Source organism: Cohaesibacter sp. CAU 1516 (genome assembly GCF_005771485.1).
Lineage (GTDB): Bacteria > Pseudomonadota > Alphaproteobacteria > Rhizobiales > Cohaesibacteraceae > Cohaesibacter > Cohaesibacter intestini.
The window spans coordinates 186,165-199,215 of record NZ_VANT01000007.1; the positions used below are offsets into that span (position 1 = coordinate 186,165).

10 protein-coding genes are annotated in these 13,051 nt (G+C 55.1%); 3 read left to right on the plus strand and 7 right to left on the minus strand.

Going from position 1 to position 13,051, the window contains the following annotated elements:
* Window positions 1-52 precede the first annotated feature (52 nt).
* Together FDK21_RS16960 and FDK21_RS16965 are read left to right on the plus strand one after the other, a co-directional pair.
* Window positions 53-1,432 (plus strand): aspartate aminotransferase family protein, encoded by a 1,380-nt coding sequence (locus FDK21_RS16960; RefSeq protein ID WP_138150072.1) that lies wholly within the window; start codon window positions 53-55, stop codon window positions 1,430-1,432.
* A 105-nt stretch (window positions 1,433-1,537) separates the two neighbouring features.
* Window positions 1,538-2,023 carry an Lrp/AsnC family transcriptional regulator gene (locus FDK21_RS16965; RefSeq protein WP_138150210.1) on the plus strand — a complete coding sequence of 162 codons (486 nt, stop codon included), beginning with the start codon at window positions 1,538-1,540 and terminating at the stop codon, window positions 2,021-2,023.
* An 88-nt stretch (window positions 2,024-2,111) separates the two neighbouring features.
* Here FDK21_RS16965 and FDK21_RS16970 read toward each other — a convergent pair whose 3' ends face one another.
* The 4 genes from FDK21_RS16970 to FDK21_RS16985 form a co-directional block, all read right to left on the minus strand.
* Window positions 2,112-3,980, minus strand: coding sequence for a CobW family GTP-binding protein (locus FDK21_RS16970; protein ID WP_138150075.1), 1,869 nt, complete (start codon window positions 3,978-3,980; stop codon window positions 2,112-2,114).
* Between the two features lie 138 nt (window positions 3,981-4,118).
* Window positions 4,119-5,276, minus strand: a complete 1,158-nt coding sequence (locus FDK21_RS16975; RefSeq protein ID WP_114011536.1) for an MBL fold metallo-hydrolase — start codon at window positions 5,274-5,276, stop codon at window positions 4,119-4,121.
* A gap of 25 nt (window positions 5,277-5,301) precedes the next feature.
* Window positions 5,302-6,714 (minus strand): hypothetical protein, encoded by a 1,413-nt coding sequence (locus FDK21_RS16980; protein WP_114011537.1) that lies wholly within the window; start codon window positions 6,712-6,714, stop codon window positions 5,302-5,304.
* A 256-nt stretch (window positions 6,715-6,970) separates the two neighbouring features.
* Window positions 6,971-7,810 (minus strand): GntR family transcriptional regulator, encoded by an 840-nt coding sequence (locus FDK21_RS16985; RefSeq protein ID WP_348639250.1) that lies wholly within the window; start codon window positions 7,808-7,810, stop codon window positions 6,971-6,973.
* 195 nt (window positions 7,811-8,005) lie between these two features.
* On the opposite strand from FDK21_RS16985, the gene FDK21_RS16990 reads away from it, so the two are divergent.
* On the plus strand, window positions 8,006-8,857 hold the full coding sequence (locus FDK21_RS16990; RefSeq protein ID WP_138150079.1) for a GAF domain-containing protein: 852 nt from the start codon (window positions 8,006-8,008) through the stop codon (window positions 8,855-8,857).
* An 88-nt stretch (window positions 8,858-8,945) separates the two neighbouring features.
* On the opposite strand, the gene FDK21_RS16995 is transcribed toward FDK21_RS16990, so the two are convergent.
* From FDK21_RS16995 to FDK21_RS17005, 3 genes are read right to left on the minus strand one after another with little or no spacing between them, the layout of a single operon-like run.
* Window positions 8,946-10,088, minus strand: coding sequence for an ABC transporter substrate-binding protein (locus FDK21_RS16995; RefSeq protein ID WP_114011540.1), 1,143 nt, complete (start codon window positions 10,086-10,088; stop codon window positions 8,946-8,948).
* A gap of 1 nt (window position 10,089) precedes the next feature.
* Window positions 10,090-11,229 (minus strand): ABC transporter ATP-binding protein, encoded by a 1,140-nt coding sequence (locus FDK21_RS17000; RefSeq protein ID WP_138150081.1) that lies wholly within the window; start codon window positions 11,227-11,229, stop codon window positions 10,090-10,092.
* A 4-nt stretch (window positions 11,230-11,233) separates the two neighbouring features.
* Window positions 11,234-12,967, minus strand: coding sequence for an iron ABC transporter permease (locus FDK21_RS17005; protein WP_138150083.1), 1,734 nt, complete (start codon window positions 12,965-12,967; stop codon window positions 11,234-11,236).
* Window positions 12,968-13,051 lie beyond the last annotated feature (84 nt).

The following is a 13,051-nucleotide window of genomic DNA, read 5'->3' on the forward strand; positions in this document are numbered from 1 at the left end:
CCGCGACGATCCGAACCTGCGTCCAAGGGCGCCGAAATTCCAGGAGAAAGAAATGCTACAAAATGATCAGTTGGCCGAATGGGACCGGGAAAACTTCTTCCACCCGTCCACGCCACTCGGCCAGTTCGCAAGAGGCGAGCTCAGCAATCGCATCGTGACCGGTGGCAAAGGGGTCTATATTGAAGACCGTGAAGGCAACAAGTTGCTCGATGCCTTTGCGGGCCTCTATTGTGTCAATATCGGGTACGGCCGTACCGAGGTCGCCGACGCCATTGCAGAACAGGCCAAGGAACTGGCCTATTATCACGCCTATGTCGGCCATGGCACCGAAGCCTCTATCACGCTCGCCAAGATGATCCTTGATCGTGCGCCCGATCACATGTCCAAGGTCTATTTCGGTCTGTCCGGATCGGATGCCAACGAGACCAACATCAAGCTCGTCTGGTACTATAACAACGTGCTCGATCGTCCGAAAAAGAAAAAGATCATTTCCCGCTGGCGTGGTTATCACGGGTCTGGCCTGATGACCGGCTCTCTCACCGGTCTTGAGCTGTTCCACAACAAGTTCGACCTGCCGCTAGACCAAGTCGTGCATACCGATGCGCCATATTATTTTCGTCGCGACGATCTTTCCCTGTCTGAAGCGGACTTCGTCAAGCAGTGTGCCGACAATCTCGATGCCTTGATCCAGAAAGAAGGCCCGGACACCGTCGCCGCTTTCATCGGTGAGCCTGTGCTGGGCACCGGCGGCATCGTGCCTCCACCGGCTGGCTATTGGGAAGCCATTCAGGCTGTCCTCAACAAATATGACATCCTGCTCATTGCCGACGAAGTGGTGACCGGCTTTGGTCGCCTTGGGTCGATGTTCGGCTCCGAACATTACGGCATCAAGCCAGATATCATCACCATCGCCAAGGGCTTGACCTCTGCCTATGCGCCACTGTCCGGCTCTATCGTTTCCGACAAGGTCTGGAAAGTGCTCGAAGCTGGCACCGACAAGCTCGGCGCCATCGGTCATGGTTGGACCTATTCCGCCCATCCCATCAGCGCGGCGGCTGGTGTTGCCAACCTCAAGCTCATTGACGAGCTGAACATCGTCTCCAATGCCAAGGAAACCGGCGCCTATTTCAATCAGAGCCTGAAAGACGCGCTCAGCGACATTTCCATCGTTGGCGATGTTCGTGGCGAAGGCATCATGGCCGCCGTCGAGTTCGTCAAGGACAAGGACAGCCGCACCTTCTTCGATCCGGCTGACAAGGTTGGCTATCAGGTGGCCGGTGCTCTGCTCGAGCGTTCCAAGGTCATTGGCCGTGCCATGCCTCAGGGCGATATCCTCGGCTTCGCGCCGCCGCTTTGCCTCACTCGCGAGGAATCCGACACCATTGTCGCGGCAGCCAAGGATGCCATTGAAAGTGTTGCTGCCAAGCTCTAGTCCGAGCAAGCAACGGTTTATGGCGGGTCCCATCGGCCCGCCATTTTTATTTCCGCCCTGTCATGCTAGGCATGAGAGACAAATCAGTTTGTGGAGAGCAGGATGATGCCCGTGCTGGGATTGAAACTAGATGATCGTGATATCGCCATTCTCGCCATCCTGCAAACCGAAGGGCGGATCACCAAGGCGGCCTTGGCCCAACGGGTCAACCTGTCCCCGACTCCCTGTTGGGAGCGGCTCAAGCGTCTGGAACAGGCCGGCATCATCGAAAGCTATGAAGCGCGCCTGTCGCTGAAGGCATTCGGTGCGCTTTCCATCATTCTGGTCGAGGTGGAGCTGGACAGCCATCGGGCGGAAGATTTCGACCGCTTCGAGGTGGCCGTGCAATCCTATCCTGAAATTCTTGAGTGCTGGGCTGTTGGCGGCGGCCTCGACTATATTCTCAAAATCGTCACCAAGGATGTCGATCACTATCAGCGGCTGATTGATCACATGTTGGAGGCCAACATCGGATTGCGGCGCTACTTCACCTATGTCGTCACCAAGCCGGTCAAAAGCACCGCCGCACTGCCACTGGACAAGTTGTTCTAGGGATGCAGCAACATATGTGGCTCAAGCCAACCGCACCTCAATGATGCAGTTGGCTTGCAAGGTCATGACCGCTGCCAAGGTGCCGCAATTACGCTGATTGCTTCTGGTCAAGATGCGGCAGGATGGCGTTCAGTTGCGCAATCGCCTCTTCGGGACCTTCACCAATGAACACCAGAAATTCTGCCGGGTCATCCTGACCGCGATAAGGCACCAGTTGTACGGAACTGGGCACATGCTGGCAGACCGTCAGGCTGTCATCATCATCAAGGCGCAACAGACCCTTGACCCGGAAAATGGTCGGCGGCAGGCCCAGAAGGAAATCCCTCAGCTGTTCTTTACTGATGCGGCCGGTCGGGCGCCACAATTGGCTGCGAATGCCATAATGGTGATGCGTGACACATTTCTCGCCATGGCCATCATGACTGCAGCCACAAGGCTCGATTTCCATGTTGGCCTCCCGGTGCTGACCCTCGAAATTGACGCCATAGAGTTCGCGGGGCGAAATGTCTCCTTCTCTCGTCTCATGCAGGGAGCAGTAGGGATTGAGCGCTCTGACTTCGTGCTTGAGATGATCAATCTGGCCACTTTCCACCAGATCGACTTTGTTGATCAGCACCGTATCCGCGACCCGGATCTGATCCTGCAGAATGGCATAGTTCGGCAGAGCGGCTCCGCCATTCAGCGCATCCAGCATGCATGTAACCGAACAGAATTCGAGCCTGTCTTGCAGCTCGGACAGTTCGGAAAGCAGGTTGGCGGGGTTTGCCAGACCGGTTGTCTCGACGATCAGGAAGTCAGGCTGATACTGGCTGCAGATCTGGTCGATCGCGACGGTAAGATTGTCGATCAACGTGCAACAGATGCAGCCTTCGTCAATCTCCTTGACCGCATAATGCTGTCCAAGCAGGCGGGCATCGAGCCCCCTTTCGCCAATTTCGTTCTGAATGACCGCGACAAACAGATTGCGCGAGGCTTGATAGTCGATGAAATGGGACAGGAAAGAGGTTTTCCCAGACCCCAGAAAACCGGTCAGAATGATCAGTTTGGGCAATTCTTCAATGCCCATGGTGCTCTTGTCCATCGAGTGACGGGCGCCCGGCACAAGCGGATTGTTCCATTTTGCCGCGTCAAAGTCCGTGCCGGGATCAGCATCCTTCCATTGACGCGCGTCGATGTCGGCCTCTGCGATGGGCACCAAGCCATCCTCGAGCATCCAGGTGAGCCGCAGAGCCTTCAACGGATTGTCGTCTTCCTCAACAAAGAGCTGTTTTCCATCTGCATGGTTGAGGCGCGTTGGATGGGGCGCGCATTGCAGCCTCAAGGCCGCTGGTGCGGCTTCAAAGACATAGGAAAAGGAGGTCGCGACCGTCTCAAAGAAAGGATAGGCGAGGGACCAGCAGGGCAGGTCCTGTTCCGCCCCTTGAGGCTCGACCAGCATCTGACGTCCCGCATCGGTATCGGCATAGATACCATCCATCGCCAGCACCCGGTCCCGCTCTGGCGCAACCAGCGACAGGGTCAGCTGCTTGTCCGGGGTGAAGCGCAGCTCCAAGTCAGCAATATGGAACAACGAGGCCATGTCCGGATATTGCGGAAAATCGCGCATCATTTCGCTATATTGGTCCCCATAGACCACTATGCCGGCGGAGAGGGAAATTTGATTGAGGATCTCTTCTTCGGGATCGGGAAAATAGAAGATCGAGAATGTCGCGATACCAGTGTCGTTCGCATCAATGCAGCCTTCCGGCTTGATGCCATAGATACCTGTCATGCCGTCTATTTTCGCCGTTTGGCTCATGGGGGCCTGAGGGCAAGCCCTCATCCCGCGCCAGCCAAGACGCTGACGGACACCAGGAATGAAATTCACCCGCATCATTGTGGCGCGTGGCAGGTGACTGGCGGCAAAGCTCGGCTCTGTCTGACAGTGTGGGGGTAACAGCTTGCTCAGTTCAATCATGGTGCTGGTCTCTGACGGATGGAAAGACAGACTGGAGGTGCAGGTCCTCAAACGGGTGGGTGTTTGATGGACCTGCAGGGGTTGGGTCGGCAATTTCGAAGAACCACCAATGAACTTGCCGACCCCGGGTGAAGGTGGCTAACCAAACTTGATCTGGTCGCCATTGCCCAGATAGGCGGTATCCTTGGAGCGATGCTTGGCTGTGCCACGCACCACTGGATAGCCTGCCTGAATGAACTTGTTGGCACAGACCAGACCAGTGCAGTGATTGCAGCCGATCACGTCGAAGTCATAATTCTTCAGCGAGATGACCAGATCGTCATATTTCGGATCCCAGTCATCGAATGGCGAGATGTGGAGCCCGCCATAAATGCCGTAGAAGTTATCCTTCTCATAGGCCAGTTCCGTATAGGCCGTTTCGGCAAACTGGATGATGCCCTGATGGCAGCAGCCGGTCACGGAAACCAGCCCCTTGTCCTTGACGTTGCAGTAGATGGACTGCTCACCAAAAACGCGGCAGATGATCGGAATCGGGAAGACATAGGTTGCAAGACCGGGAATGATCTTGTTCAAGCCATTCTTGACCTCGATCACTTTGCCCTTGTGGCCAGAATCCTTGATATACTGCTTGCCTTCTTCGTAGAAACCTTCCGGAATGTAGATGGTGATTTCCGGATCGTATTTCAGTGTGACTGGCAAGCCCCAGAAGTGGTCAAAATGCTCGTGGGAAATGATAAGGGCTTCGATTTCCTTGTTCTCGAGCATCTTGTCGATGCCTTCGCGTTTGAAGCTTTCGTCCATCCATTTGTATGACCAGCCACTGTCGAGCAGGAACTTGCGTTTGGTGCCATCCATTTCCTCGATATCCAGCAGGGCGGCATAGCCACCTGCATTGTCAGTGCTGACCGTGTTGGCGCTGATGACCTCCCAGGCTTTCTCCAGATCATGGGGCAAATAGGGCTTGATCTTGGCGATGCCCTCGGCATAGGAGCCTTTGCCCAGCCCCTTGCCGTTGCCGAAAGGTGGCCAGTTATAGTCATACTGGTTCACCAGAAGCCCGCCTGCTTTCTTGATGTCGCCCATCAGAATGGCATTTTCGAACCAGGAGGTTTCCGAGATGTTGGTGACATTGACGCTTTTCAGCACGCCGATGTCGTTCATTTTACGTTTCACCTGCGGCAGGAAGGATTCGCGTAAGGAGGAGTAGGAATAAAGTCCCATTGCTCCGAACAGGCCGAGACCGACGCCTGTGGTGGTCCCTTTCAGGAAGGTCCGACGATCAAATGACGTTGTCATTGTATATCTCCAAGTCGTTGGTCAATTAATAGAAGCTCGAGACGACTGCGTAGAATGCAGGCAGGATCGCAACCACGATGAAGTAGACGGCAACACCTGCCACGACACCGGCGCCAATGCCCCAGCCATAACCGCGTGCCGGTGCTTCGGCCGCGATGCGTGCGGCTGCTTCCGCATGCCCTTTGGCGATTTCATCATCGGTTTTGGGAACCATCTTCCACATCGGCCAATTATCCATGAACCAGTGATGGACCAGCATGATATTGACCAGCCAGATCATCGGAATCATCGGGAACTGCTGCGGATGGGAGAAGCCCTTCTGGGTACCCAGGAACAGGTGAGAGGTCTTGTAGTAGACGATGTAAAGGGCAACAGCGCCCACAAAGGAGATGAGTGTGCGAATGGCCACATTGGTTGGCATGGAATATTTGTTTGGCCAATTGTCGAAATAGAAGGCCAGCACAAGAGCGGGAACAAGCCAGAAAATGGCCATTTCACCCACATGCAACCAGCGCCAGTCCGGAGCCATTTCCCGACGGGTACCGCGCACGGCTTCGCCCCAGGTCAGTTCCTGCGCGAAATACAGGAAGAAGTTGATGCAAAGCGCGATGGCGATAATCCCGAAGAACAAGGCCATGCGGCGGGCCCAGTTATTCTTGATCAGATTGAACGGATAGCGCTGCCAGATGGTTTCCACCAGCCAGACGACCACCGTACAGCACATGATCCAGGCAATATGGAAGTTGCCAGAGACAGTATCAGCGAAGTTTTCCCAATAAGGAGGGGCGATAGAGGTGAAGCTCTGCCATGGCTGATACAGGATGCCCATATGGCTGTGCATCGTGACGAAATACACGATGGTGGACAGGAAGAAGGTCACCAGCAGAATGGTGATCCCGCGCACTGGCTGGGTGAGCTTGTCCCAAGGGGCATTTTCAAAGGCCACGACCCAGGCAGGCGAAAGCCATGAAGCGATGGCTGCGAACATCAGAATGGCCAGAGACGCATATTCGATCGCAAAGAAGGAGGTAATGCCTTCGAGTTTTTCAAGTTGTTCGGGGTTGAAATAGGCAAGTCCGTAATTGCCCAGCAATCCTTCAAAGAAGCCCTTGATCAGGGTGATAAGGATCAGCACAGATACCGCTGTGAGGACCACACCCTTGATAACAGGATGGGTTTGCTCAAGCCAGCTGCGTCTGAATGGCCAGAAATCAAAGATATATACCATCCAGATCATCATGATGAGCCACCAGCGGCAATACATGTAGCCCACATAAGGGGTATACATTCGCATCAGGCCTCGTGGGTCCTGAAAGATCCACCAGGTTGCATAAAAGAGAACTGAAACCAGCAAAAGGCTGACAAGGCCCGGTACTGGACCTGACATGCGCTTGGTCAGTTTGCGCTCCTCGAGGTAACCGACACCAAATCGTTCCATAAGTGTTGTCTCCTAGAACGTTCCCAGGAAGTTGGCCCGTGGTGGCGGGCGCTAGATGAAAACGTAGTCCTGTCGTTGTTGGTGGCAGTGTTGGGGCATGGTGACCAAGCGCTGCTGCCAGCAACTGTGTTTCCCTCGTTGGGGCCATGAGGGGGAAGGGGCGGCCCACTTGAGACAAAGCGGAGCCGTTGCCAAGGATGGATCGTCCCGGCTTCAACTTGTCTCAAGATTTTTAAGGCTTCAGATGGTCGCCAGCTTAAGGCGGCGGATTGGCCTGTTGGTCGGCCGCAATTACAGGGGACGTTGGTATGCCGCGCAATTTTGCCAATGCGTATGCCACATTGGAAATCTTGACCTTGATGGTCTGGCGGGACAGATCAGGATCCCTTGCTTTGATTGCCTTGAGCACCAGCACAAAGTCCGCAAACATCTTTTTGCGATCCTCTTCGGCAAAAGCGCTGAATTTGGGAAACAGGAAAGAGGAAGAAGCACAGATCTCGCAGGTGACATCATGCACAATGCGATTATCGAGCGAGCCGGCTATGATGGAGAAGAATTGCTGGGACTTCTCGCGCAATCCCGGCCAGTTCTTGTCCAGAATGGCCCGTCCGATCAGGCCTGTCACTTCTTCAAGGCGGGCAATGTCGTGTGCACTGATCACCCGCGCGGCATTGGCAAATACCGACGGCAGGAAAAGATAGGCAGCCTCAAGCTTCTCCATCAAGACAGGTGCTGCTTCATTCTCCGGTGTTTCTGCAGGTGTGTCTTCCTTGTCGGTCTCGGCAAGATAACAGCCGCTGCCCCGGCGGATCGTGACCACTCCTTTGGCTTCCAATTGTTTGAGGACCGAGCGCAGGGTGTTGCGGCTGACAGAAAATTCTTCGCACAAAAGACGCTCCGCAGGCAGTCGCTGACCAACATGCCAGCGGCCATCGGAAATCATCGCCATCAAGCTTTCATGTAGATTGTCCTGCCGGCTCGGTTGCGACAATGCTGCATTTGAAATTGGTAGAACCAATTTCGCCTCCTCCCTTAAAGTTGTTCCTATAATCTCTCTTTTTGGGGAGAAAATAAACGTTTTTATTGGTAGAACCAATTAGATGACACTGCTTCGCCGATGAGATTTTTCCCTTTCAGACTGTTGGAATGGTGCTACAATCAACGGTGGTTTCGGTGTGGATGACTGCCATCCGACCCGATCAATGTGAGCGCATCGGAGAAGACAATGGGCATCACTTCCAAATTGGACAAGCATTTGGCAGGATCTTCGATTTTGTTATGGAAGATCAATTTGTTAAAGCAGTCCCTGCATGTCACAATGCATGCTGGCTGGGCTGATTTTCCCCACGATGTCGCCAAGTTGATGAAAGATCCCGCTTACCGCGAAGCGATTGTAAGGAAAAGTGATCTTGAGGGCTTGGCAAAAGCCTTGTCTTCCCTGCGCCGCGGTTTGACAGCAAGAGTGGTCTTCCAGATCGGAAACAGCGACAATTCGACCCATTGGTGCCTGCTGGTCGGTAATCCCCAGCAAGGCGTGTTCGATGAGATCTACGGCTCACTTCTTTGCATCGATATGAAACTGATCGGACCGGGGCGCGCGGGAGCGCTGTTGGGGGAGGATGCAGGGCCTGCACAGCATCCGGTTTCAGATCAGCAACTGTCTTCCAGACATCTGGAGGCGCTGCAGAACCGTCTTGCCTCTGGCAACGGCCTAATCGACCGGTTGCAGGGGATTTGCAGTTGGGACAATTCCAATGCCTTCGACTCGCTGCTTTTCTCCGATGTGCAGCAGGCCGAGGACAAGGTGGTGGTCTATGGTGCGGGAGCTGCCTTTGCGGACCTGAAGGAAGGCGGAGCCTATCCGTATGAGGGCACGATTGCCGAGATGATCGTCTCGCTCAATCTTGACCACATGATCGCTGAAGATACGATGGAAAGCCTGAAGCCGATCGATTGGGCGCTGTTTGTTCCCCATGGCATCCGCTCTTATTTTGCCGTTCCGACATTTGCGGGGGGCACCATCCGAGGGGTGCTCATTTTCTGCTCGTCCAATGCCAACCAATTCTCCGAGGAACAGAAGGATTTCTTCGTCCAGATCGCCAATGTGGTTTTTTCAACGCAGAACCTTTTCAGCGAACGATAAAGGCAACGGAGCCGCGTCATCCTGTTATCCCCTGAGACGGTTAGCCTCAGGGGACCGGAGCGGTTATCAGACTGGGTCCGTCACGCTGTTAGCGAGAATGGATCGTCCAGAGGTCCTGCCAATATTGCAGCTTGGCAAAGTCCTTGTCCGTTGTCTCCGAATTGGTCACATGCAGCTGGTCAACAACCTTCGCGACACCTGAGCCTTCTTCTGCTGGCATGTCCGTGTTGATATTGGTGGCCATCTTGCCATCAATCAACTGCGGTCCCATGCCTTCCCCACGCATCATGTAATGCACAAACAGCTTGGCTGCATTTGGACTGTCCGTGCCACTGGCAATGACTGCCACACGCGGTGTCAACTGACCTGCCCATGGTTTCATGCCATCACAAATGGCCATCTGGTAGCCATACTTCTTGCGGAAAATTGCGGCACTGAGGAAGCCGAAATGCGGGTCTTTGAGGCCGGGTGAGCCGACAACCGGCCCCACTTCGCTGTCCTTGCGGGTGACGTTCGGTTGATTGGCGGCAAAGCGTTTGACCCATTCACTGGTTGCGCTTTCTGCATCCTTCGGCAGGTCCTCGTTGAAGTGAGCCCGATAGGCTTCGGCCATCAGGTCATCCTGATTGGTCTCGATCTGGTTGAACCAGAACATGGTCTCGTTGCGAAGCAGCGGATCGGGGATGCTGACGCGCCCCTTCCATTCTGGATCGGTCAATTGCCAGATATTCTTGATCGGGCAGCTGTCGCCATATGTCTCGGTATTGTAGGCCCAAACCCAAGGATTGAGGCTGGTGATGGCTGGCTTTTGATAGATTTTTGGTGTGGTTTCAAGCTGATCGGGTGGCATCCAGCTCACACCGGCTCCGTTGACCAACAGCTGAGAGGTGACCGAGGGAAGATTGCTCATGTTGAACACATCATGTGTGACATTTTTTGCAGCAAACTCACGTTGCAGGATCAGCTCCTGCTCCTGACCACCGAGCTTCACGCCGGTGGCTTCAAGGCCATAAAGCTCTGAGAAATTCTTTGCCATTGTCTTGATTTTGCCGGTTGCATCGACAACCACGATGGGCGGTTCCTTGCGGGCGGCCTCAATCAACGCCTCCAGCGAGAAATTCTCGTCGGAAATACCCAGTTCCGCTGCCATGGTTGGCAAACTGGCCATGGTCCCGCACATCAGCGCAAGAGCCAATCCCGTTTTGCGTGTTTTTCTCATTAGAACAGTCATGTCATTCCTCCTGGTTTTGACATTTGTGGATGGGGTCAGACGCGGTGATCCGATCACCGCCTGTATCGAAAATGTGCAGATCGCGCAGGCCGATCGCCATGTGAACGGACGCACCGATCGACAACGCGTCCACCTGGCGCTTCAAGGCGAACAGGCGCGTGCCATCGATGCTCAACTCGACAATCCAGTTGCCCCCGGTTGGAACCAGATCGAGAATTGTGGCCGAACAGCTGGCAAGCTCCTCAGGCACCGCCACGCCTTGGGCGAAAAGCTCAATGGTTTCAGGCCGAATGCCAACCGATCCAACCTTGGCAGGATCGAGCGGCGCATCCGCCCAGATCGCCTTGACCCAGTCATTGAGCAAGGGGTTTTTGGCGAGATCCGATGTTTCGAGAATGTTGATCGGCAGGGTGCCGACAAATTCGGCGACGAACCGGTTGGCGGGACGGTCATAAATGTCCTCAGGTGGCCCCACCTGCTGCAATCGACCCTCATTCATCACCGCAATGGTGGTTGCCAGTGTCATGGCTTCCCACTGGTCGTGGGTGACGAAGATGAAGGTCGACCCCAGTTCGGTATGGATCCGTTTTAGCTCGGCGCGCATATCAAGGCGCAGCTTGGCATCAAGATTAGATAGCGGTTCATCCAGAAGGATCACGTCCGGACTGACTGCAATCATTCTGGCAAGGGCGACGCGCTGTTGCTGGCCGCCCGAAACTTCCGAAGGGTATCGGTCTTTGAACTGGTAGATACCGAGTGTTTTGAGAACCTTCTCGATGATTGTCTGGCGTTCGGTCGCCGCGACCTTCTTGATCTTCAGGCCGAACTCGATATTTTCCTTTATCGACATGTGTGGCCAGAGGGCATAATTCTGGAAGACCATGCCCAGATTGCGCTTTTCAGCTGGGACAAATATGCCATCCTCGGTCGCATCAACCACCCGATTGCCAATCTGGATCTGACCTGATGTCAGATTTTCAAGGCCTGCGATCATCCGCAAAGTCGTCGATTTGCCGCAACCCGAAGGACCAAGAAGACAGAGAAATTCGGACTCGGGAATGTCCAGGTTCAAGTCTGCCACGGCCAAGGGGCCGCCCTTGCTGTAGGCCTTGTTGGCATTTTGAATGTTGATGTTGGTCATGTGATTATCCTCCAATGCCACTGGCTAAATTGCTCTTGCCGACCTTCTGGCCGATCCATGTGCCGACAAAGGCAACGATGCAGATCATGATCGAGACGGCATTGGCTGCTTGGGTGTAGCCGAAATCGACAAGGCGCACGGCGTAGGTTGTGAGAAGGTCTGTGCCGGGAACGGCCAGCAGGATCACCAGACTGAGCCCTTTGATGCCCGAGATGAAGGGCAACAGAATGCCGGAAACCAGAGCCCCGCGATGGATCGGCAAGACGATGGAGATCGCACGGCGCCACCAGCCTGCCCCGGTGATGCGAGCGGCTTCTTCCGGGTCCTTGCCCATCTGCATCATCGCCGCGATGCCGGCCCGTGAGGCAAAAGGCATCTGGCTGGCCAACAGGGCAACCACGAGAATGTATCCGGTGCCATAGAAGGACGGGATCGGACCACGCGGGACTGCGAACATGGAGAGATAGGCCGCTGCAAAGGCGATGCCGGGCACAAGATAAGGCAGGAAGGTCACCTGCTTGAGAAAGGCACCCAGAATGCGAAGGGGCGAGCGCGCCACGATGTAGCCCACCAGCAACCCGAGCAGGCCCGCTCCAATCGATGCAAAGCCCACCATCCATACGGTGTTCCAGGCCGCCATCCAGAAGTCAGGCGTGATCAGGATGCCCTGCGGCAAGGCCGTGGTCAGCAGATCCTTGCCAATCCAGAAATCGAGCGTGAAATTCTCCCGCGTGAAGACACCCGGCATGCGCATGATCGTTGTCAGGAACAAAGCCACCATCGGAACGACTGCGCCGATGAAGACAAAGCTGCTTGCAAAGCCGAAAGCTGGCCATTTCCATTTGCCCAGTTCGGTGGTGCGATGCAGAGACCCCTTCGAGCCAATCGTGACGAAGCGCTGGGCAGCCTTGAGCAGCTTCATGTCGATCAACACCGAAGTAGCCCCCAGAATGACGATTGCGCCAGCAATGATGGCCGACATGCCGCTTTGGCCGGTCGAGATGGTGCGCAGCAGAGAGGTTGCCAGCAAATCGAGTTTGACCGGTGCGCCGATAATGTAGGTGACACCCACATCCCCCAGACATTTGGCAAAGACCAGAGTGGAGGCCGATATGATCGAGGGCCGCAACAAGGGGAAAATGATCTTCCGGGCCACAACCAGCGGGCTGGCACCGAGGGTGCGGGCCGATTCCTCCATTTGGCTATCGAACTGGCGCAGCGCATTGCCCACCAGAAGAATGACAAAGGGGACATAGTGAAGCGACAGAATGACCGCAATGGGAAGGAAGCCATAGGCCAGCCAGTTGGGCGGTGTGAAGCCCAGGCTTTCAAACCAGCCCGGCAGGCCCCCCATGGTCCGGTTCTTGAAGATCGTCATCCATGCAAGGGCAAAGGTCCAGGACGGCACCATATAGGGCACGATCAGTGCGGTCGAAAACCAGCGCCGCCCCAACAGATCCGTGCGGCTGACCAGCCAGCCCAGCAAGCCTCCAACCAGCAGGGTGGCACAAATCACGATCAGCGAAATCAGGGCCGTATTGCCGAGGGGAATCCAGAAGATATATTGAGCAATTCGAGAGAAAAGCGCCCGCTCGATATAGTAGGTTGTCAACGCGCCTTCGGGCAGACCGGTTCGTATCTGATCGGCGAAGTCAACGGTGACAGCATCCCACAGCATGAGCAGAACAGGCGCCAGAATGAAATAGGCGGCGATGATGGCAAGAAGCAGTCCGAGCATTGCCGTCGGGTCGCCTGCCCAATTGCGTGAATGGTACCAAAGGCGCTTGGCTTTTCTCGCAAACCTCCCGGGTTTTGCAGTAGT

Excerpts from the sequence above, each read along its gene's own strand:
- FDK21_RS16960 (WP_138150072.1), top strand. The coding sequence starts at position 53 with ATGCTACAAAATGATCAGTTGGCCGAATGGGACCGGGAAAACTTCTTC.
- FDK21_RS16965 (WP_138150210.1), top strand. The coding sequence starts at position 1,538 with ATGCCCGTGCTGGGATTGAAACTAGATGATCGTGATATCGCCATTCTC.
- FDK21_RS16970 (WP_138150075.1), bottom strand. The coding sequence starts at position 3,980 with ATGATTGAACTGAGCAAGCTGTTACCCCCACACTGTCAGACAGAGCCG.
- FDK21_RS16975 (WP_114011536.1), bottom strand. The coding sequence starts at position 5,276 with ATGACAACGTCATTTGATCGTCGGACCTTCCTGAAAGGGACCACCACA.
- FDK21_RS16980 (WP_114011537.1), bottom strand. The coding sequence starts at position 6,714 with ATGGAACGATTTGGTGTCGGTTACCTCGAGGAGCGCAAACTGACCAAG.
- FDK21_RS16995 (WP_114011540.1), bottom strand. The coding sequence starts at position 10,088 with ATGACTGTTCTAATGAGAAAAACACGCAAAACGGGATTGGCTCTTGCG.
- FDK21_RS17000 (WP_138150081.1), bottom strand. The coding sequence starts at position 11,229 with ATGACCAACATCAACATTCAAAATGCCAACAAGGCCTACAGCAAGGGC.
- FDK21_RS17005 (WP_138150083.1), bottom strand. The coding sequence starts at position 12,967 with ATGCTCGGACTGCTTCTTGCCATCATCGCCGCCTATTTCATTCTGGCG.